The organism is Pseudomonas sp. FP1762 (genome assembly GCF_030687105.1).
Taxonomy (GTDB): domain Bacteria; phylum Pseudomonadota; class Gammaproteobacteria; order Pseudomonadales; family Pseudomonadaceae; genus Aquipseudomonas; species Aquipseudomonas siliginis.
Window position 1 is genome coordinate 5,973,101 of sequence record NZ_CP117458.1, and the last position, 21,319, is coordinate 5,994,419.

The 21,319-nt window shown below is 60.7% G+C and carries 19 protein-coding genes; 9 read left to right on the top strand and 10 right to left on the bottom strand.

All coding sequences use genetic code 11. From position 1 onward, the window contains the following. Positions 1-27 precede the first annotated feature (27 nt). Entirely contained in the window at positions 28-501 is a 474-nt protein-coding gene (locus PSH90_RS26845) for an Lrp/AsnC family transcriptional regulator (protein ID WP_024014870.1), read from the bottom strand. 146 nt (positions 502-647) lie between these two features. Here PSH90_RS26845 and PSH90_RS26850 point away from each other — a divergent pair, with 146 nt between their 5' ends. Then, positions 648-1,277, top strand: coding sequence for a LysE family translocator (locus tag PSH90_RS26850; protein ID WP_305381841.1), 630 nt, complete (start codon positions 648-650; stop codon positions 1,275-1,277). Here the strand turns inward: PSH90_RS26850 and PSH90_RS26855 are convergent. From PSH90_RS26855 to PSH90_RS26880, 6 genes are all read right to left on the bottom strand, one after another. Continuing rightward, positions 1,274-3,409, bottom strand: a complete 2,136-nt coding sequence (locus PSH90_RS26855) for a hypothetical protein (protein WP_305381843.1) — start codon at positions 3,407-3,409, stop codon at positions 1,274-1,276. The two genes, PSH90_RS26850 and PSH90_RS26855, sit on opposite strands and share 4 nt — an antisense overlap. Beyond that, a complete protein-coding gene (locus PSH90_RS26860) occupies positions 3,396-4,580 on the bottom strand; it encodes a DUF3142 domain-containing protein (protein WP_305381845.1) in 1,185 nt (394 codons plus the stop codon). The genes PSH90_RS26855 and PSH90_RS26860 overlap by 14 nt, the downstream gene beginning before the upstream one ends. Before the next feature lie 136 nt (positions 4,581-4,716). After that, entirely contained in the window at positions 4,717-5,556 is an 840-nt protein-coding gene (locus PSH90_RS26865) for a bifunctional 2-polyprenyl-6-hydroxyphenol methylase/3-demethylubiquinol 3-O-methyltransferase UbiG (RefSeq protein ID WP_305381846.1), read from the bottom strand. Next, the gene (locus PSH90_RS26870; protein ID WP_305381848.1) at positions 5,550-6,704 is read right to left on the bottom strand and encodes an acyltransferase; all 1,155 of its coding nucleotides are present in this window, start codon (positions 6,702-6,704) and stop codon (positions 5,550-5,552) included. The genes PSH90_RS26865 and PSH90_RS26870 overlap by 7 nt, the downstream gene beginning before the upstream one ends. Beyond that, positions 6,701-8,002 (bottom strand): glycosyltransferase, encoded by a 1,302-nt coding sequence (locus PSH90_RS26875; protein ID WP_305381850.1) that lies wholly within the window; start codon positions 8,000-8,002, stop codon positions 6,701-6,703. The genes PSH90_RS26870 and PSH90_RS26875 overlap by 4 nt, the downstream gene beginning before the upstream one ends. Further along, entirely contained in the window at positions 7,996-9,573 is a 1,578-nt protein-coding gene (locus tag PSH90_RS26880) for a glycosyltransferase (RefSeq protein WP_305381851.1), read from the bottom strand. The genes PSH90_RS26875 and PSH90_RS26880 overlap by 7 nt, the downstream gene beginning before the upstream one ends. A gap of 426 nt (positions 9,574-9,999) precedes the next feature. Between PSH90_RS26880 and PSH90_RS26885 the strand changes: the two genes are divergently transcribed. The 8 genes from PSH90_RS26885 to PSH90_RS26920 are packed head-to-tail and all read left to right on the top strand — an operon-like array spanning position 10,000 to position 18,988. Further along, a complete protein-coding gene (locus PSH90_RS26885; RefSeq protein WP_258707373.1) occupies positions 10,000-10,914 on the top strand; it encodes a GDP-mannose 4,6-dehydratase in 915 nt (304 codons plus the stop codon). Further along, positions 10,911-11,882, top strand: coding sequence for a GDP-mannose 4,6-dehydratase (gmd, locus tag PSH90_RS26890; RefSeq protein WP_305381852.1), 972 nt, complete (start codon positions 10,911-10,913; stop codon positions 11,880-11,882). The genes PSH90_RS26885 and gmd overlap by 4 nt, the downstream gene beginning before the upstream one ends. 3 nt (positions 11,883-11,885) lie before the next feature. Beyond that, on the top strand, positions 11,886-13,328 hold the full coding sequence (locus PSH90_RS26895; RefSeq protein ID WP_056791065.1) for a mannose-1-phosphate guanylyltransferase/mannose-6-phosphate isomerase: 1,443 nt from the start codon (positions 11,886-11,888) through the stop codon (positions 13,326-13,328). Further along, positions 13,329-14,126 (top strand): ABC transporter permease, encoded by a 798-nt coding sequence (locus PSH90_RS26900; protein WP_305381853.1) that lies wholly within the window; start codon positions 13,329-13,331, stop codon positions 14,124-14,126. It begins immediately after the preceding gene. Continuing rightward, positions 14,126-15,379 carry an ABC transporter ATP-binding protein gene (locus tag PSH90_RS26905; RefSeq protein ID WP_305381854.1) on the top strand — a complete coding sequence of 418 codons (1,254 nt, stop codon included), beginning with the start codon at positions 14,126-14,128 and terminating at the stop codon, positions 15,377-15,379. The genes PSH90_RS26900 and PSH90_RS26905 overlap by 1 nt, the downstream gene beginning before the upstream one ends. Then, entirely contained in the window at positions 15,376-16,743 is a 1,368-nt protein-coding gene (locus tag PSH90_RS26910; protein ID WP_305381855.1) for a glycosyltransferase family 1 protein, read from the top strand. Before PSH90_RS26905 ends, PSH90_RS26910 begins: the two co-directional genes overlap by 4 nt. After that, the gene (locus tag PSH90_RS26915) at positions 16,727-17,857 is read left to right on the top strand and encodes a glycosyltransferase family 1 protein (protein ID WP_305381856.1); all 1,131 of its coding nucleotides are present in this window, start codon (positions 16,727-16,729) and stop codon (positions 17,855-17,857) included. The genes PSH90_RS26910 and PSH90_RS26915 overlap by 17 nt, the downstream gene beginning before the upstream one ends. Continuing rightward, positions 17,858-18,988 (top strand): glycosyltransferase family 4 protein, encoded by a 1,131-nt coding sequence (locus tag PSH90_RS26920; protein WP_305381858.1) that lies wholly within the window; start codon positions 17,858-17,860, stop codon positions 18,986-18,988. Positions 18,989-18,995: 7 nt separating this feature from the next. Here the strand turns inward: PSH90_RS26920 and PSH90_RS26925 are convergent, their stop codons facing one another. The 3 genes from PSH90_RS26925 to PSH90_RS26935 all read right to left on the bottom strand — a co-directional run bounded on the left by PSH90_RS26925 (position 18,996) and on the right by PSH90_RS26935 (position 21,301). Further along, complete coding sequence (locus PSH90_RS26925) at positions 18,996-19,622, bottom strand: glutathione S-transferase family protein (RefSeq protein WP_056791084.1); 627 nt, start codon at positions 19,620-19,622, stop codon at positions 18,996-18,998. A 104-nt stretch (positions 19,623-19,726) separates the two neighbouring features. Continuing rightward, positions 19,727-20,653 (bottom strand): LysR family transcriptional regulator, encoded by a 927-nt coding sequence (locus PSH90_RS26930; protein WP_056791087.1) that lies wholly within the window; start codon positions 20,651-20,653, stop codon positions 19,727-19,729. 255 nt (positions 20,654-20,908) lie between these two features. Next, the gene (locus tag PSH90_RS26935) at positions 20,909-21,301 is read right to left on the bottom strand and encodes a hypothetical protein (protein ID WP_160767953.1); all 393 of its coding nucleotides are present in this window, start codon (positions 21,299-21,301) and stop codon (positions 20,909-20,911) included. Between the last annotated feature and the right edge of the window lie 18 nt (positions 21,302-21,319).

Genomic DNA, 21,319 nt, shown 5'->3' on the forward strand with positions numbered 1-21,319 from the left:
GCCTGCTCGCGAATGGCGCCACCCGATCTACAGCGGCAGATGCCCCAACGGCAACGCCCCCGGCGCTTTCACCGTGTGAATGGCAAAGTTGCTGCGAATATCGCTCACCCCCGGCAGTTTCAGCAGGTGCGCGCTGACAAAGCGGTCATAAGCGCGCAAGTCAGGCACCACTACCTGCAACAAAAAGTCCGATTCGCCGGACACCAGAAATGCTGAGACCACTTCAGGCAACGCAGTGACGGCCGCATAAAAAGCCTCGGCGCGTTCTTCGTTGTGCCGCTCGACCTTGACCCCGACAAACACCGTCAGCCCCAGCCCGACTTCATCGCGATCCAGATTGGCCTGGTAGCCTCGAATCACCCCCGCCTCTTCAAGCATGCGCACCCGCCGCAGACACGGTGAGGCCGACAGTCCGATTTCTTCCGCGAGCTCGACATTGCTCAGGCGCCCGTTGCGCTGCAGCGCAGCGAGAATCTTGCGGTCATAAGCGTCGAGTTTCATCTTTGGCAGATCCCGATAGTCTGACGGTTGAAAACCAGCAGGTTATGCCAAAGCTGTGAACAATTGAAGCCGACTACGCAAGCACCTGCCCTGCCGTCTCGCTCTAGACTGGCGCGAGAAAATCGACATCGAAAACGGGGGGTGATGTGGCAAGTCTTTGGCTGTTTATTCTGACGCTGGCTGTAGTTCTGCTACTGCCGGGACCAGACATGATCCTGCTATTGCAAACCGGTGCGCGGCAAGGTCGCGGTGCGGCGCTGGCCACCGCACTGGGCCTGGCCATCGCCCGCGCCTGTCACGTTGCCTTGGCGGCACTGGGGCTGGCGGCGCTGTTCAAAACGGCGCCGTGGACCTTTGACGTGGTGCGCATCGCTGCCGCGGCCTATCTGTTGTGGATCGGTATCCAGTGTTTGCGCAGCTCGCTGGTACCGCGTCTGCAAAACCAAGAGCAGGCACCTGCTCCCGGCCAGTGGCGCGATGCGATCCGTCGCGGTTTGCTGACCAACCTGCTTAATCCCAAGGCTTTGCTGTTCTGCTCAGTGCTGTTGCCGCAATTCATCGTCAGTCACGGCGCGCCGGTGCTGAGCCAGTTTGCCGTGCTTGGCATGGTGCTGGTCGCCGTCGGTCTGCTGTTCGACAGCGTGGTTGCCCTGACTGGTGCGGCACTGGGCCGTTGGCTGCAACACAGTCCAACCGCCCAGCGCGTTCAGCAATGGTTGTTCGGCAGCCTGTTGATTGGCTTCGCCGTACGCCTGAGCTTCCTTCAGCAGACTTAAGCCTTGCGTACCTTGCGCTGACGACGGGTGATCAGCAGTAACGCGATGGCCGCGACTACGACGATCGCGCCGATCTGCACCGGCCACTTGTACGGCCGCAGCGTCCCACGCACGGCATCGGTCACTTGGGTAACGTAACGCTTGTCGGCATTTTCGAAGTCCGGGTACGGGCATTGATTGCCGAAGTCTTGCGCCCACGGCACATAAGGGCCTTCCTTGACGTAGCGCTGATACAGCGCACTCTGGTCCTCAAGGCTGCTGTTCCAGCCGGCCGCGTTGCACAACACGGCGGCAAACGCCTGACTGGTGTGCGGCAGGTTATCGGCGGCGCGACTGGCCAGTGCCGTGGCGACGAAACGATAGTGATAACGCTGATCCGGTTGCGCGGCGCTGGCCTGTTGGCGCTGCACTTCCGCCGTGGAAATCAGCGGGCCGACATCCAGCTTCGTGCTCTCCAGCGTGTAATTGCCGCCGAAGGTGGCGTAATCAGGGGCCATCTCATAACCGAGGATGTCCATGCCCCACTCCCGGGCTGTCCACGCGGCGTTGTACAACGCACTGGCGCGTTTGCTCGGCCACCACGCCGACTCGGCCTTGAGCCGTTGCTCGCCATAGAGCCGGGCCTTGTGCTGCAGATCGTCACTGGCGAAATAACCGACCGCCTCCTCGTATCGCCCTTCTCGCAGCAAGCGCCGACCGAGCAGATTGCGCAGATTGGCGGCCACCGACAGCGGCACATAGTTATCGCGCTCCTGCTGCGTCAATGGCGGCGGCGCCGGCACGTTCTCATCGACGTACCGCTTGAGCTCATCGACCGTCAGCACCCGCTCGGCAACGGTGGCGGCATCGAACCAGTAAAGGCTGTTGCTGCGATACAGCTGCACGAATGCTTGCAGGTATTCGCCGCGTTGCAGCGCGAGGATCGCGCTTTCGCCTTCCACCCGACATTTGGGCTGCACCGTTTCAAACGCCCAGTCCGGCGTGCGGCGATATCCCCAGTCTTCATTCTGCGGAAAGGCCTGGGCGGCTTTGGCGTAGGCGGCAGCGGCGGCAGTCGTGTCGCCCTCACGCACTGCCAGTTTTGCCCGCAGCCACCAGGCCAGTCCGCCGTCCCCGGCGTTTACCAGAAAGGCCTTGGCAGACGCGTAGTCGCCCTGTTGATAACTCATCGCCGCCAGTCGATCGGCATTGTCGAGGCTGCCACGGGTGCTGTTTTGCAGGAGTGTGACGAGTTTCTTTTCATTCGGCGGCTGCTCACCGAAAGACCAGCCCTGACGGCTGACCAGCGACGCCGTGACCAGTTGCTGCACTGCTGGCTGCTGCAGCAGTTTGGCCAGCTGAGATTCCGGCAATTCGGCCAGTTCGTTCATCAGTTGCTTGAGCGAGGTGTAACCGACGGCCGAACCGTGCAGGTTCTGCGCTTCGTACAGTTCGATGGCGCCGCTCCAGTCGCCCGCGCTGCGCAACACCCGTGCCTCTTCACCGAGGCTGGCAACGCCCAATTCCAGCGGATCGCTGAAGCCGTCGATGCTCAGTTGCCGGGCCTGGCGAAAGGCATCGCGCGCCTGCTCCAGCGCTTCGATGCGGTCGTGCGCCCCGTTGCTCATGGCGAAGGCGATGCGCCCCAGGGAATACGCCGCCCACGTGCTGCGCAACGGACGCTGGTCTGCCGGCAGGGCCAGCACCTTGTTGAAATACTCACTGGCCAATTGATGATCACCGGTGGCAAAGGCCACCGCGCCGGCGACGTACAAACGTATTTCCGCCGGCAGACTGGCGCCCTGCTCCTCGGCCTGACGCGCATCGCTGAGCCCGCGCAGTCGCTTGACCACGGCGTATTGCTCAGCGCTCAGGCCCACCTGCTCAGCCTGTTCGCGCGCCAGCTCTGACGCGTTGTCTTCGGCATAGTCGTTGGGGTTATGGGTCGCTGCGGTGACGTTTTTCAGCCCGGCAATGGTTTTACCCAGGCGACTGATTTCGAAGCTGAAGCTGCCCTCGGGCAAATCGGCCAAGGTCTGCGCGCGGTTGTCGAGCAGGCGCATCGGGAAGTCCGGGCCGCAGGCCAGCGCCGAACCCAGCGGCAGGCTAAGGCTCAGGCAGAGCAGATGGCGGGGCCAGTTACGGGTCAACATGCGAACCTCCTTGATCAATATGTGCACAACGCGCCCAACCGACAGCGCGCTGCCCGCCCGCCGGCAAGCGGCCGTCACGCAGGCGGGTGAAGGTAAGCAGATTGGCACTTTGTTGCAACGAGTAACCGGCGAGCGCATCGGCGCCTGCACAATCCTGCGCCTTCAGCGTGATTTGCGCGGGCCACGGACTGTCGAGATTGCCGCGGTTATCGAGCTGGATGTCATAGAGTCCGCCCTGCCCTTTGAATGACAGATGCAGATGACTCTTCAGCACATCGCCCCGCGCCACGGCGCGCAAAGTAGTCAGGCTCCAGGCGCGACGATCGTTGGCCAGCGGCAGGCGAAACCAGATCAGCCCGGCCAGATGCTCGGGCGGATCCTCGCGCAAGGTCTTGGCCAATTGGCTGAGTTGCTGCGGATCGGCGAGCAACTCCCGGCGCTGCCCGCCGCGCTCCAGTTGCACTTCGCTTTCCACTACCGGCGCGCCACCGTCATCGCTCAACAGCGCAACGCCGTAGGCCGGCAGCGCCAGATAGAAGGGTTTGTCGCTGATACGTGCCCAGGCCTTGGCCCATTTCAACGCCTGCTCGGGATCGAACAGACCCAGTCGCGGATCGCTCACGGCGTGGACTTGCAGCACGCTGCTGTCGACGCTCTGCAACAGCGCCGGCAAGTGCGCGCTGTCGAGCCAGGCCGGCAGTGCGGTGATGCTCAAAGGCAACGATGGCGGCAAGGTCGCGCGCAGATCTTTGAGCAATTGGGCATACGCAGGCAGCCGTGCTGTACCGGCGTCGTGATCGATCTCGACGCCGCTCAACGTGAGGCGCTGCGCCTGCCAATCGGCGATGACTTGCAGAATCTGCGCGGTGACCTGCTGCTGGTCCAGCGACTGCAACTGGCCATCGAGGCGAATCACTGCAATCAACGGCCGGCCATCGGCTTTTAGCAAGGCTGGATCAACCCGCGCCCTGCTCCACCGCTCGCCGGGAAAGGCCTGCAATGCCAGTACGCGCAGGGTAGAGAAGTCATGGCGACTGTCGCGCAATGCCGGTTCATGCGCAGGTGTCCCTTGGCGCTGCCAGACGTAGAGTTGCTGGTCGAGGGCCGGCGCGACGTGTTGCTCGCAACCCGCAAGCAAGACGCCAAGGAACAGACACACAATCAACCGCATACCTTGAAAATTCCTGAAACCACAGGGCTGCAAGGTTACACAAAAACCGTGTAGGAGCTGACGAGTGAAACGAGGCTGCGATCTTTTGATCTTGCTTCAAGACTCCAGATCAAAAGATTGCAGCGTGCCGTAGCGCCTACAGGGATGCCGCAGGCTTGCGCGCGATAATCACCTGACTCTTGGCCACCACCGCATCCAGCGCCTGCTTGATCTGCGCGCCGCGCGGGGAATCCAGCACCGCTTGCCAGGTATTGGCCCAGTGCTCGAGCATCGGGTGATCGGGGTTGCTGAGATCGACCTTGGCTTCCCAGAACAACATCATCCACATCGACCAGTAGAAGCCATATTTACTGTGGCTGATGATCTCCAGCCCGGCGTCGCTGACCATGGCCTTGAACTGGTCTTCGCTGATAATGCGTATGTGATTGGGTTTCTGGAAATACTCCGGCGCGGCGATGTCCTTTTGCAGGTCCTCGGAGCTGGGATGCGGCACGCTCAGCAGATACAACGCACCCGGTTTGCCAACCCGTACCAGTTCGGCAAGAAACTGCGCAGGATCGTCAACGTGTTCGATAACTTCGGTGCAGACCACGCGCGTCGCCGTTGCCTCGGCAATCGGTAGCGGGTTGCAGTCGGTAACGTGGCATTCGATGTCCCGGGCCGGGGTGTCGCTCAGACGCCGGCGCGTGGCCTCGACCTTGGCGGTATCGATATCGGCAAGAATGATCTTCGCCCCGCGCATACCGCAGAAGTGCACGTTGCCGCCATCACCGCAGCCGACATCAAGCAGCGTGTCGTCGGCGCTCACGGCGAACCCCGTGTACAGCTCGTGAGTTTCCTGGTTGAACCAGCCGCTGAGTTTCGCGTCGTAAAGGCCGAGCGAGTACGGATCAACCTTGTCGGCAACCGCAGCGACCGGTTCTGCCGCAGTTTGCGCAGGCGTTGTCGCCGAGAGTTTCTTCAAAAAGCTCAGCATGAGGTGGCTCCGGGTGAGGTAACAGCAATTCGGGAGGAACCGAGGCGCTTGACCAGTGCAGCACCGCGATTGCGCATCGGCATTTCGACCACGCGGTAGTTGAGTTCGCTGAGGAGCGCGATCAGGCCAAAGGCAATCAGCATCGTAATGATGGGATGTCCGGCGGGGCTCGGCAGGCCACTGCTCTGCAAGCGAAAGATCAGTTCACGCACCAATAGATACGCCGGAATGTGAATGAGATAGATACCGTAGGAGCGGCTGCCGATCCAGGCCAGGCAGCGCTGAATGCGTCCGGCAGGCATCAGGTAGTCACGGTTGTACGAGGCGATCCAGACCAGCAGCGCACTGAGCACGGCGATCGAACCGATGCGGAAACTGGCCAGGGTAAAACGGTCGGTGGCCATGAAGCTCAACAGCGCTCCAATGACCATCAACGCTGAAATGCCAAGCCATGGTCGGCGCAAGAACGAGGGCTGCCAGCGCTGAAAACCCGGCTGCGCACTCCACATCGCCAACAGCACGCCAAGGGCCAGCGCATCGGTGCGTACTACCATCAGCAAAGGCGTGCGCACAGTCAGAATCTGCACCGCCACCAGCGCCAGCAATGCCCAGACCAGGTGTCGGCGAAACAACAGGATCAGCAACGGAAAGAGCAGGTAGAACTGCTCCTCCAGCGCCAGGCTCCAGTAGACGAAACTGCTGCCGTATTCGTATTGGAAAAAGCTGTCGGCGAAGCGGAAATTGGCGTATTGCAGTACCCCGGCGAGGGTCGCCTGAAGATTGGCGGACAGCGTACCGAACGCACCGGACCGGTTGAAAAACATACAGGCCAGCAGGATCACCGCCAGCCATAACCAGGCCGAAGGCAACAGGCGAAAAGCCCGGCGCAGCCAGAAATGGCGCACCTGTTGCCAGCGCTCCTGGCCCGTCGTGCAGCCTTGCAGCACCGGGATCAAGCTGCGGGCGATGACAAAACCGGAGATCGCAAAAAACAGGTCGACGCCCCACCACGTCTGCGCCCATTCGTGGATCCGGGCCAGCGACGGCACCGGGTCAGTGAACAGATTGTCCGGCAAATGGTGGAACAACACCGCGAGCACCGCGACCGCACGCAGGACTTCAACGTCCATGATGCGCTTGGCGTTCATGCTTGGGGGGCTTCCAAGGCAGGCGCACGATGCTCGAACAACTGCGTCAGAAACCCTCGCAAACGCTGTTCAGCCACAGTCTGGCTGCAGAACGCCTGCAAACTTACGACTGCCTGCGCCGACATCTCGGCATAGCGCTGCGGCTGGTTTTTCGCGACGTCGTAACTGGCCCGATAGGCCTCGCACAATGAGCTCCAGTTGGTCACATAACGCAGGGTTCGGAAGGCTTTGCGCGGGTCGTGGGGCCAGGCTGTCAGCTCGTCGGTGGACTCGATGAGAAAGGCATTTTCCGTGCTCAGGTAATCGATCATCGCCGTGGTACGCGGCGCCACCGCCGGCTTGCCGCAGGACATGAATTCCATCAGCGGCAGGCACTGGCCTTCACCGTACGAGGTGTTGACCACATACCGCGTGGCCTGCACCAGTTGCTCGTAGTCCGGATCGGCAAGGTAACCGTAGATCAGAACGATGCGGCAGCGGTAAGACTGGTTTTTGTACAAATGGTGGAGGATATCGCTGAGCGCTTCTTCGGCGTCGTGGTGAGTGAGCTTGAGCACCAGCGTCGCGTCTTCGACATCGCGAAAACTAACGCAAAAAGCGCTGAGCATGTCTTCCCAGTTCTTGCGCCCGTCACCGGGATTGAACACCGAGGTATAAACCACGCCGTCAAGCACCAGCGTCTGCTCGGAGGCCGGCGCGGCGAAGTCGATGCCGTCGCCGCTGCGCAGGTGCGCCGGCCCGAATGCATTCAGATTGAGGGTGCGGCTGTCCGCGACCAGCCCTTTGATCGTCAGGCTGTAGGCGGTGGCCAGGGCTTGCTCGGGCATTTTCGCGCCACGGGCAGCAAAGCGGTCCCAGACCGGCGCCGGCACCGCGACGATCGGGTACTCGGCACCCATCGCCTCGTGCACGGCATTGACCGTGTAGCTGGAGTGGGTGATCGCTGCGCCACAGGCATGCAAGACGCTACGCCAGTCATTGCGCGGCTCGCCCGCGAAGGCTTCATTGGGGATCGTGCTGAACTCCCACGCAAACACCGGCAGCGTCGGACAGGCCAGCTGAACGGGAGTGCGATGCGGCGGCGAGAACGACAGAAACACGCAGGGCTCGCCACGGCTCAGACACTCCAGATACAGAGCATCGACTTCCGTCTGCGGATCGGCCACTTCCACGACCCGACCGATGCGTTCGAGCACCGGGCGATACTCCTTGAGCACGAAGTAATAGCTGTACTCCGAACGCCCGAGGTTCTGCGCAATGGTGTGCCGGTTGGTTTCCGAATGAATGATGATCAGCATGAGGCGTTATCCGTCACAGGCGCAGCGTCGTTGGGGCCTGCTGTCAGCGCAAAGAACTCCGCGAGCCGTTTGCGCACCGGCGCGAAGGCGCAGTATTGCTGCATGCGCGCGACGGCGGCGGCAGACATCCGCTGATACTCCTGCGGCTGGGCCTTGGCCATTCGATAGCTGTTTTCGTAGGCGTTTTTCAGCGAGCCCCAGTCGGGGCGGTGCCGCAGCGTGCGGTAGATGATCCGCGTGTCCTGCGGCCAGATCGTCAGCTCTTCACTGGACCTGACCACGAACGCCACCGAGTCATCGATGTAATCTTCCATCGCCGTGTGATCGGGGGCGATCACCGGTTTACCGCTGGACATGAACTCCATCAAGGGCAGGCACAGCCCTTCGCAGCGTGACGCGTTGACGTAGAAACTGGCCGCCTGATAGAGCCTGGCGTACTGCGCGTCGTCGAGGTAACCGTGCATCACCACGACCCTACAGGCGAACGGCGTGAGTTGCGCCAGCAGGGTCATCAACTCGCTGTAATAGGACGCCAGATCATTCTGGGTAATCTTGAGCACCAGCGTCGCGTCGGGCGTTTCGCGGAACGCCCAGCAGAATGCGCTGATCAGTCGATGCCAGTTCTTGCGGCCATCCTTGGGATTGAATACCGAGACGTACACCACACCCTCGACTGTGGTTTCGACCACCGATGAGGTGTCCGGCAGATCGAGTGGCGCCGGTTCGATCACGGGCACCGGCGCAGCGCCGCACACCTCAGGCCAACGCTGTTGCAGCCAGCCATTCAACGCGTCCGGCAGCAGATCGCGAATGCCCTCCCAGTACCAGTTGTGCAGAAATTTCACCCGCGGCACCGGTTCCGTCTGTTCGCGTCCCAAGTCCAGTGCCCACAGGCGCAGATAATGTCGAGCAATGACCAGTCGGCGTTTGAACGTCAACGGTGGCGGGCGCGCGGCTTCAATTGCTGCGGCCAGTGCAGCCTGCTCTTCAGGGCTGATTGGCGTTGGGATCAGCGCATCGGCTGACAGGCCGAGGGTGCGCGAATCGAAAATACAGCCCTTGATCGCCAGTGCAGTCCCGGGATTGACCGGCATGGGTTGGTGTTGCTGACGAATCGTTGCGAAGCTGTCCCACAACGGCGTCGGCAAAACCAGCACCGGGAACGCTTCGCCCATGGCGCGGCGGATGGCCGTTGCCGTGTGGCTCGACAGAGTGATGACCCGGCCGTGGCGTGCGAGCATGCGTGTCCAGTCCTGACGCGGATCGTCGTCCCACTGTTCATCGGGGATCGAATCGAACTCCCAGGCCACCACGCAAATCGTCGGGCATTCCAGATCAACCGGGGTCTTCTGCGGTGGGGTGAAGGACAGGAACACAGTGTCTTCACCTGCGGCGAGCAATTGCCGGTAAATCACATCGACGTCGGCGACAGATCCGGCCACGTGCACGCGCCCCAGGCTTTCCAGCACCGGGCGATAGGCTTTGAGGACAAAGTAATAGCTGTATTCCGGACGCCCCAGACTGGCACTGATGGAGCTGTCGTTGACGTCCGAGTAGAGAATGAAATTCATGGCATCCCACGATGAAGCGCCATCCCGGCGACTTCATGCTATGACGGCCGCGCGTCGGATCGGGTCGGCAGGGCCGGCACTCGTCCGTCATCATCGGGCACGTCTCTGTTCTTGTTTTAGTGGTCAGTTTCACCCCGCGTCGCGGCGTCCGGAAAACAATCGGCCAACTCGCGACGAAGGCCATTCTAAACACATCCATCGCGAGTCCGGGAACCGCCGGGCGAGAATAAATCGGACTATGCTGACGAGAACTGACCAGTCACGGTTTGCCCGGTTGAAATTGCCGAGCAATTGGCACAGATTGGCAACCAAACAACTACAACAACGGCTTCGCCTGCTGTTTGCGCGGATATTCCCCGCTGTATTTCAGACTTATCCCAAAAGCATCCGGGAAAGCGGCGCAAGTCATGACCAAGGGGTCGCTGTTTGAAAAAACGTCTGTTCGTCACGGGCCTCAGCGGCTTCGTGGGACAACACATTCAGTCTCGTCTGGCTTCGCCGGGATCGTCGTGGGCGCTGCTGCCTGCCGCATCGGCCTACGACCTTACGAACGCCGACAGCCTCATCGACCTTTGGCCCGAGATGCCGGATGCAGTCATTCATCTGGCCGGACAGACCTTCGTGCCGGAAGCCTTTCGTGACCCGGCCCGCACCCTCGATATCAATCTTTTCGGCACCCTCAACCTGTTGCAGGCGCTCAAGGCTCGCGGCTTTGCCGGCACTTTCCTGTACGTCAGCTCCGGCGACGTTTACGGGCAAGTCGGCGAGCAGCACCTGCCGATCACCGAGCAACAACCGCCGCTGCCGCGCAATCCTTACGCGGTGAGCAAACTTTCAGCGGAGTTCCTCAGCTTGCAATGGGGCCTGAGTGAAGGCTGGCCGGTGCTGGTGGCGCGTCCGTTCAACCACATCGGCACCGCGCAGAAGGACAGCTTCGTGATCGCCAGTGCCGCCCGGCAGATCTGCCGCATCAAACAGAGCCTGCAAGCACCGCAACTGCAAGTCGGCGATATCGACGTGACCCGCGATTTCCTCGATGTCGGCGATGTGATTCGCGCGTACTTCGCATTGCTGGAAAACGGCACACCGGGGCAGGTCTACAACATCTGCTCGGGCCGCGAGCAAAGCATTCGCAGCCTGATCGAGCAATTGGCCGATCTGGCCGAAGTCGACGTTGAACTGGTGCCGGATCCGGCGCGCATGCGTCGCGCCGACCAGCGCCGCGTCTGCGGCAGCCACGCAAAACTGGCCAACGCCACAGGATGGGCGCCAGCCACCACCACACAACAATCCCTGCGGGCGATCCTGTCCGACTGGGAGATGCGAGTACGACAAGAATGACAAAAAGTGCACTGATTACCGGGATCACGGGCCAGGATGGCGCCTATCTGGCCAAACTGCTGCTGGACAAGGGTTACAAGGTTCACGGCCTCGTTGCTCGACGCAGCAGCGATTCACGCTGGCGCCTGCGCGAGATGGGTGTCGAAGCCGACATTGTCTACCTCGACGGCGACATGGCCGATGCCTGCTCGGTGCAGCGTGCGGTAATCAAATCGGCACCGGACGAAGTCTACAACCTCGCCGCACAGAGTTTTGTCGCCGCCTCCTGGGATCAACCGGTGACCACCGGCATCGTCGATGGGCTGGGCGTGACGCACCTGCTCGAAGCGATTCGCCAGTTCAGCCCGCACACGCGCTTCTATCAGGCCTCGACCAGCGAAATGTTCGGCCTGATCCAGGCAGAGCAGCAGGACGAAAACACCCCGTTCTATCCACGCAGCCCTTACGGGGTGGCCAAGCTCTACGGCCACTGGATCACCGTCAACTACCGCGAAAGCTTCAACCTGCACGCCAGCAGCGGCATCCTCTTCAACCATGAATCACCGTTGCGCGGTATTGAGTTCGTCACACGCAAAGTCACCGACGCCGCCGCGCGCATCAAGCAGGGCAAACAGCACGAGTTGGCGCTTGGCAACATTGACGCCAAGCGCGATTGGGGTTTTGCCGGCGATTACGTCGAAGCCATGTGGTTGATGCTGCAACAGGACAAACCCGACGATTTTGTGGTCGCCACGGGCGTCACCACCACCGTGCGCGAGATGTGCCGCATTGCCTTCGATCACGTCGGCCTGAACTACCGCGATTACGTGAAGATCGACCCGGCGTTCTTCCGCCCGGCCGAAGTCGAAGTGCTGCTCGGCAACCCGGCCAAGGCCCAGCGTGTGCTGGGCTGGAAACCGAAAACCGACCTGGAAACCTTGATCCGCATGATGATGGATGCGGACATGAAACGCGTCGCCAAGGAGTAGGCCATGCTGATTCCGGTGATTCTGTCCGGCGGTGCCGGCACCCGTTTGTGGCCGGTGTCCCGTGAGGGCCACCCCAAGCCGTTCATGACCCTGCCCGACGGCCAGTCGCTGCTGGGCAAGACCTACCAGCGAGCGGCGGCGTTGCTGGACGGCTGGGGCGACATCGTCACGGTGACCAACCGCGAGTATTACTTCCAGAGCAAGGATCACTACTGCGCGGCGCAGGTGTCGCGCCATCGCGGGCACTTTCTGCTGGAGCCGAGCGGGCGCAATACCGCACCGGCGATCGCAGCGGCAGCGCTGTCATTGCAGGCGCTGCATGGTGACGACGCAATCATGGTGGTGATGCCGGCGGATCATTTGATCGTCAATCAGGACGCCTTGAAGTGTGCGGTCGAGCACGCAGTGAATCTGGCGAAGGACGGTTATCTGGTGACCTTCGGCGTGGTCCCTACCGCGCCGGAAACCGGCTTCGGCTATATCGAAACCGGTGCGCCGCTGGACGCCAGAGGCGCGGCCAAGGTGCAGCGCTTCGTCGAGAAACCCGACCTGCAGACCGCCACGCATTACCTGGAGAGCGGCAACTTCCTGTGGAATTCGGGGATGTTCTGCTTCACCACCGCGACGCTCATTGCCGAACTGCAACTGCACGCACCCGAGTTGCTGGAACAGACCCGCGCCTGCATGGCCGTCAGCGCACCGGTCGAAACGGTCGGCTGCCTGCAACAGGAGTTGTCGTCGACCCTGTTTGCCGAGATCACTGACATCTCCATCGATTACGCATTGATGGAGCGCTCGGAAAAAGTCGTGGTGGTGCCCGCCGGTTTCGATTGGAGCGACATCGGTTCGTGGAACGCGGTCGCCGCGCTGATTCCCGCCGATGCTGATAACAACCGCGCCAGCGGCGAAGCGATCTTCATCGACAGCCACAACAACTTCGTGCAGAGCGAAGGCCGGCTGGTGGCGACCGTCGGCGTGGATAACCTGATCATCGTCGACACCGCCGACGCCGTGCTCGTGGCCCATGCCGACCGCGCTCAGGATGTGCGGCGCGTCGCCAAGCAGCTCAAGGACAAATCCCACGAAGCCTATCGCCTGCATCGTACGGTCAGCCGTCCGTGGGGCACCTACACCGTTCTGGAGGAAGGCCCGCGTTTCAAGATCAAGCGCATCGTGGTCAAACCCGGTGGCAAGTTGTCGTTGCAGATGCACCATCATCGCAACGAACACTGGGTAGTGGTCGAAGGCATGGCCAAGGTCACCAACAACGGTTCCGGCACGACCCTGGTCGCCAAGAATGAATCAACGTTCATCGCCGCCGGCCACAAGCATCGCCTGGAGAACCCCGGGGTGATCGATCTGGTCATCATTGAAGTGCAAAGCGGCGAATATCTGGGCGAGGACGATATCGTTCGCTTCGAAGATCAATACGGCAGGACGGTCTGAATGCTGCTTTCCCTGTACCGCTCGCTGCACAGCTACCGTGGATTCATCCTCGGCAGCGTGCAGCGCGAGTTTCAAGCGCGTTATCGCAATTCGCTGTTCGGCGCGCTATGGCCGATTTTCAATCCGCTGTCGATGATCATTGTCTACACGGTGATCTTTTCCCAGATCATGCGCGCACGTTTACCGGGTGTGGAAGACAGCATGGCCTACAGCGTCTACCTGTGCGCTGGTCTGCTGGCCTGGGGACTGTTTTCCGAAATAACCCTGCGCAGTCAGAACATGTTTCTGGAAAACGCCAACCTGCTGAAGAAAATCAGCTTCCCGAGGATCTGCCTGCCGGTGATTGTATTGATCAATGCCGGGATCAATTTCGCCATCATCATCAGTCTGTTTCTCGGTTTTCTGCTGATCACCGGGCGCTGGCCGGGAATGGCTTTGCTGGCGCTGATTCCGCTGATTGCTCTGCAAATGATGTTCTGCGCCGGGCTGGGTATGGTCCTTGGCGTGTTGAACGTGTTCTTTCGCGATGTCGGCCAGTTGTTCGGCATCTGCCTGCAGTTCTGGTTCTGGCTGACACCGATCGTCTACCCGATCACGATCCTGCCGGAATGGGTGCAGCGCCTGCTGCAACTCAACCCGCTGACCAAGCTGTTCAGCAGTTATCAGAACCTGTTTCTCTACGGTCAGTGGCCGGTATGGAGTTCGCTGCTGCCGGTATTCATTACTGGCGTGGTGTTCTGTCTGATCGGTCTGCGGCTGTTTCGCCAGCGCGTCGGCGAAATGGTGGATGAACTCTGATGGGACATATTCGCGTCACCGGCCTGGGCAAGGCCTATAAGCAATACCCAAACCGCTGGGCACGGCTGGCCGAGTGGCTGATTCCGTTTTCGCCGCTTCGGCATCAACAGCACTGGGTACTGCAAGATGTCGAATTCGAGATTGCTCCGGGTGAAGCGGTGGGTATCGTCGGCGCCAACGGAGCAGGCAAAAGCACCTTGCTGAAAATGATCACCGGCACCACTCAACCCACCCAAGGCAAGATTGAATTGCAAGGGCGCGTCGCAGCGCTGCTGGAGCTGGGCATGGGTTTCCACCCAGACTTTACCGGTCGGCAGAACGCAATCATGGCCGGTCAGTTGTTGGGCATGCAGCTTGAAGAAATCCAGGCCCTGATGCCCGATATCGAGCGTTTTGCCGAAATCGGCGAAGCCATCGATCACCCGGTCCGCACTTACTCCAGCGGCATGCAGATGCGCCTGGCGTTCAGTGTCGCCACCGCCCGGCGCCCGGACATCCTGATCGTCGACGAAGCGCTGTCGGTGGGTGACGCCTATTTCCAGCACAAGAGCTTCGAACGCATCCGCAGCTTTCGCAAATCCGGCACGACGTTATTGATCGTGTCCCATGATCGCTTCGCGATTCAGTCGATTTGCGACTCGGCGATCCTGCTCAAGGATGGGCGCGTGGCCATGCGCGGCAAACCGGAGCCGGTTCTCGATTATTACAATGCGCTGTTGGCCGAACGTGAGGGTCAGGTAGTACGCCAGGAAACGCTCGCCGGCGGCGAGGTGCAAACGGTCTCCGGCACCGGCGAGGCGGCGATTCTGAGCGTACGCCTGCTCGATGAAAACCAGCGCAGCATTGAGGCTGTCGAAGTCGGCCAACCGGTGGTGCTCGAAGTGCAGGTCGAAGTGCGCAAGGACATCGAACGGCTGGTGCTGGGCTTCATTCTCAAGGATCGCCTCGGCCAGATGATGTACGGCATCAACACCCACCGGCTGAACAAGGCATTGACCGATCTGCGCGCCGGTGAACGCTTCACCTATCGCTTCGCCTTCATCATGGGCCTGGGCAAAGGCAACTATTCGGTGTCGCTGAGCCTGTCGCGTCTGGACTCACATCTGGATCGCAATTTCGAGTGGCGTGACTACGGGATGGTGTTCCAGGTGATCAACAGCCGTCGGGAAGACTTCGTCGGCTGTACCTGGCTGGACGCTAAAACCACCATCAGCCGCGACACCGAGGCCCGGCCTGTCGAGCGTGCGCCATGACCCGCCTCTTGGTTGAATGCACTCACGTATTCAAACACCCCAAGATCAATTCGGGGATCCAGCGCGTGGTGCGCAACGTCATCAAGCAGCTGCCCGCCAGCGCTGACGGCGTTGAGTGCATGCCGGTGGTGGTGATCAATCGCCAGCTCTACCGCGTGCTGCAACTGGCGCCACTCGATACACCGTTCTGGAACAGCCTCGAAACCTTCGGTGAACGCCTGGAGCGCCTCGCCCATCGTTTCTGGCAGTGGCATCAGCGCCGCGATGCGCTATGCACTTCGAAACTGGCGCGGCGGCTCCTTTACGCCAGCTATCGGTTGACCCAGTTTGCCGTGCTCGGCCTGCCGATTCGGCTCGTCAGACGGATCAATCGCAGGCAGCTGCTTAAACGTTGCTCGCCGCTTCAACACCACCCGGGCGATCAACTGGTGCTGCTGGATTCATCCTGGCACTCGGACTTTTTCGCCCATGTCGAGCAGCTCAAACGCGACGGCGTCGGCATGATCGCGGTGATCTACGACCTTATTCCGCTGACGCATCCGCAGTTTTACGACACGCGGCTGGTCGAAGTTTTCAATGAGTGGTTCGACTGGATCACCCGCACGGCCGATGGCTACATGGCGATTTCCGCCACAGTGCGTGATCAGGTGCGTGGTGAATTGCAACGCAGAGTCGGTGCCGAGCAGACTGAAAAGCGCTGGTTCGATTACTTTTATCTGGGGTCCGAGCTCGATCTGCAGCACAGCGAAGCCACGGTCGAACCGCGCCTGAGTGACCTGTTCACTGCGACCGAAGCGGTTTTTCTGATGGTCAGCACCATCGAGCCGCGCAAGAACCATGGGTACCTGCTCGACGCCTTCGAACGCGCCTGGGCTGCCGGTTCGACCGCACGCTTGTGCATCGCCGGGCGTATCGGCTGGAAATGCGAGGCGCTGCTTGAGCGAATCCGCAATCATCCGGAACTGAATCGGCGCCTGTTCATGTTCAATGACCTGAGCGACACCAGCCTTGAATACGCATATGCGCAGGCCAGTGCGCTGGTCTTCCCCTCGTTCGTCGAAGGCTTCGGCCTGCCGCTGGTGGAAGCGATGCAACGCGGGTTGCCGGCAATGGGCAGTGACATCGCGGTATTCCGCGAAATCGGTGGCGAGTTCATGGCTTATTTCGATCTGCAGGACCCACAAAGCCTTGCCGATCTGATCGAAACCTATCAGCGCAGCGGACAGTTTCCCGCCGCCCGCGACGTCGCTGACTGGCGCTGGATCGGCTGGCGCGAGGCCAGCGAGCAATTGGCGACACGCAGCCTTGCCCATGTTCAGCAGGCCCTGCGCGTGCAAGCGAGGCCGCATGCGCATTGCTCTTAACGCCCGCATCCTGCAAGCGCCGCGCACCGGCATTGGCCACTACGTCGCCGAACTGGTCAACGCCTTGCGCAGCGAACCTGATGTGGACGTAAGCCTGTTTCATGGCTGGGGCTGGAGTTCGGCCCTGCCGGACGCGGCCATGCCCGGCTACTCGCGCATGACGCCATTGCTGCGAAAAATTCCCGGGGCCTATCAGGCACGCCGCTGGCTGGAGCAGAAACGTTTCGATCAGGTGCGTGCACAAAAGATTGATCTTTATCACGAGCCAAGCCTGTGGCCGCTGGCCTTCGACGGTCCGACCGTGATCACCCTGCATGACCTGACGCACCTGCATTTTCCAGAAACCCAGCCACCAGCACGTTTGAGGGAAATCGAACGTCGTCTGGCCGCCGGCGTGGAGCAGGCGCGGGTCATTCTGACCGATTCGCAGGCGATCGCTGACGAGGCGCAGGCCTACTTCAATCTCCCTGCACAGCAACTCGTTGTGGCGCCGTTGGGTGTGTCCGAGCGCTTCCGTCCCCGGCCACTTGAGGAAATCGACAGTGTGCTCAAGGCTCACGCCGTCCAGGCACGGGAATATTTCCTCTGTGTCGGGACTCTGGAGCCGCGCAAGAACCTGAGCCTGGCGTTGCAGGCCCACGCCCTGCTGCCAGACGCCGTGCGCCAGCGCTTTCCCTTGTTGATTGCAGGCATGGCCGGATGGCAGCGCGAACAGTTCAACGAGCCACTGCGCCAGGCACTGGCCAGCGGCCACGTGTGCCTGCTCGGCTATCTGCCCGATGAGCAATTGGCGCAACTGCTGGCCGGCGCCCGGGCGCTGATATTTCCGTCGTTGTATGAGGGCTTTGGCTTGCCGGTGCTGGAAGCCATGGCCAGTGGCACGCCGGTGGTGACCACCCGTTCTTCGGCGATGCCGGAAGTGGCTGGCGCGGCTGGCAACTATATTGAAGCGGACGATGCCGAGGGTCTGCGTGATGCAATGGGCCGGTTGATCGACGACTCGCTGCATTGGCAGGCCTGCCGCGAAGCGGGATTGCAGCAGGCGGCACTTTTTTCCTGGCAACGTTGTGCACAGGCTACGGCTGGTGCCTACCGCCAGGCCATGGGAGGTTGAATGCGCGTTCTTCATTTCTTCAAGACGTACCTGCCCGATTCGGTCGGCGGCATCGAACAAGTCATCTTCCAGCTGTGCGAGAGCGGTGCCCAACACGGCATCGACGCGCAAGTGCTGACCTTGAGCACAGACCCGACACCGCCCGTGGTGCAACTGGGTCAGCACGAAATACATCGGGCGAAGCTGGATATCCAGTTCGCCTCGACCGGGTTTTCCTGGAGTGTGTTCAAGCAGTTCCGTGAGCTGGCCGCCGAAGCCGACGTGATCAACTATCACTTCCCCTGGCCATTCATGGACCTGGTGCATTTCGCCAGCGCCGTGAACAAGCCGAGCGTAGTTACTTATCACTCGGACATCATTCGCCAAAAGCATCTGCTCAAGCTCTATCGGCCACTGATGAATCGCTTCCTCGCCAGCGCCGACCGCATTGTTGCTGCATCGCCGAACTATCTGCACACCAGCGATGTGCTGCAGCAGTTTCAGGACAAGACCCGCGTTATCCCCTACGGCCTGAATAAAGCAGGTTATCCACAGCCCGATACCGAACGCATGAACCGCTGGCGCCAACAGCTTGGGGATAAGTTTTTTCTGTTCGTCGGGGTGATGCGTTATTACAAGGGCCTGCACATCCTGCTCGACGCGCTCAAAGACATTGATTATCCCGTGGTGATTGTCGGTGCCGGTCCGCTGGAGCAGGAACTGCACGCACAGGCCGCCACGCTGGGCCTGCGCAATATTCACTTCCTCGGCCGTCTGAGCGACGAGGACAAAGTGGCGTTGCTGCAATTGAGCTACGCGATTGTCTTTCCTTCGCACCTGCGCTCCGAGGCTTTCGGGATTTCGTTGCTCGAAGGCGCGATGTACGGCAAACCGATGATCTCCAGCGAAATCGGCACCGGCACCAGTTTCATCAATATCCACAACGAAACCGGACTGGTGGTGCCGCCGAGCAATCCACAGGCCTTTCGGGAAGCCATGCGTACGCTATGGGACAACCCTGAGCGTGCTGCCGAGATGGGGGTCAAAGCGGAAGCGCGCTATCGGCAGCTGTTCACCGCCGATGAGATGGGTCGCAAGTGGACAGAGCTGTATCAGGAACTGCTGGCTGAAAAGGCTCTGTCCTACGCTTGAGTGGAGGTCACGCGGTTTTCTGCAACCCGGCCACCGTGCGCGGCATTGCGACAAAACCCGGCAACGCTTCGATCCGTGCCAGCCAGGCGCGAACGTTGGCGTAGTCATCCAGCGAGACATTGCCCTCCGGCGCGTGAGCAACGTAGCTGTAGGCAGACACGTCAGCGATGGTCGGCTCTCCGCCCGCCAGATACGCTGTTTTGCCCAACTCCAGCTCCATGACCTTGAGCAGATTGTGCGCACGGCCAATGACTTCCTCGGCATTCAGTTGCGCACCAAACACCGTGATCAGGCGTGCCGCCGCCGGGCCAAAGGCAATCGGTCCCGCCGCTGCCGACAACCAGCGCTGCACATGCGCTGCGCCCACCGGATCGGCCGGCAGCCAGCGTCCGTTGCCATATTTCTGCGCCAGATAAACCAGAATCGCGTTGGAATCGGCCAGCACCACGCCGTTGTCATCAATCGCCGGCACTTGGCCAAAGCTGTTGATCGCCAGGTACTGCGGCTGCTTGTGCTCACCTTTGGCCAGATCGACGAAGATCAGCTCGGTCGGCAGTTGCAGCAGCGACAGCATCAACTCGACGCGGTGGGCGTGACCGGAACGGGGAAAGTTGTAGAGTTTGATCGCTTGCATGGTCGACTCCGCTGGAAAGTGACGTCGCTACGGGGATGAGCGCGTCGATGGAGTCATCATCTATGGGTTGCCGGAACAACAGAATAACCAGCCACTGCAATCGATTATTTCATCTCGTGCAATAACGCCGCAGCACTCAAGGCTGGATGCTCACGCAGCGCCTTCACGGCGAAGTCGACAAAACTGCGGATCCGCGCCGGTGCCTTGCGCCCGCCCTGATACACCACATGGATCGGCAACGGTGGCAATTCAAACTCGGCGAGGACGATTTCCAGCTCCCCCGCCGCGACTTTGTCCGCCACTTGATACGACAGCACTCGCGTCAGGCCCAGGCCTTTGCGCGCGGCAGTGATCGCCGACTGATTGGCCGTGACGGTCAGGCGCGGTTCGGTGCGCACACTGAGTGCTTCACCGCCGTCGAGAAACGGCCAGTTGCGTTGCTGACCGATCGCCGATGTCGCCACCACCGGCAATCCGGCCAAGGCCTGCGGATGCTCCGGGCGGCCATGTTCAGCCAGAAACCCCGGCGAAGCACAGATTACCCGCCGCACTTCCCCGACGCGAATCGCATGCTGATTGCTGTCCGGCAGCTCACCGATGCGTACCGCGACATCAATGCCCTCCTCGACCATGTTGACGACCCGGTCCAGCAACAGCGCGTTGATCGACACATCCGGATAACGACAAAGGTAATCGGCCATCACTGGCGTCACGAACAGATCGCCAAACAGCACCGGCGCAGTAATCGTCAACTGCCCGCGCGGCAAGGCATGGCTGCCTGCCGCAGAATCCTCGGCCTCCTGCACTTCGGCAAGAATCCGCCGGCAGTCATCGCAGTAACGTTGCCCGGCTTCAGTCAGATGCACAGTGCGCGTGGTACGCACCAGCAACTGCGTACCGATATGCTGCTCCAGCGCCGCCACCGCCCGGGTGACACTCGCCGCCGACAGACCCAGACGCCGCGAAGCCGCCGAAAAGCCTTGCTCCTGGGCGACAACAACGAAGATCTGCATTTCCTGAAAGCGGTCCATCGAATTCCTCCGGGCGGATACGACAATCGCAGCCGAGGCTGCGATTGTGGGAGAGCTGGGTACCAACAACATAGTTTGACACAAACCCTCGCCTAAATCGGGGTCTGTAGGATGATTCGGGATAAAGACATCAGCAACATAGATTGACCCAGATAGGCTGCGTTTGAAATACAGGGCCCGATTGCTCACAACATAGTTTGACACGAAGAGCTAGAAGTAAGCAGCCATGAAGGGAGAGCCCATAAACTGCTGTCTTCAGCACAAGCTCAGTGCGATATCTAAATCTGTACGCAACCTACGTCCGGCTCCCATGAGCACATAAACCGTGTTTTTCGTCTCAAATAAGCAGTTCTGGGACAAGGAAACCTCCAACGTTGATCTAACCCAATCACCAGGTGCAAAACGGCCTTTACTATCTTGGATAACAGTCAACGCGTAAACCAAGGCCGGGATAAGCCCTCTAGCGGCGATGGCAGTTCGCTGACGTGTTGTAACTTCTAGGTCCAAGATTACCCAATCCGCAACAAGGCAATAGGCACGGGAAGGAAAATGCAGATTTGCGAGTGCCACTGCATCTGAGTCAGTGAGCGGGAACCCGTCTATGGTCTCGCCTGCGGAAAGCAGCAAGGTAAACGCCGCCAAATTCATTAATTCCTCCGGCTGGTC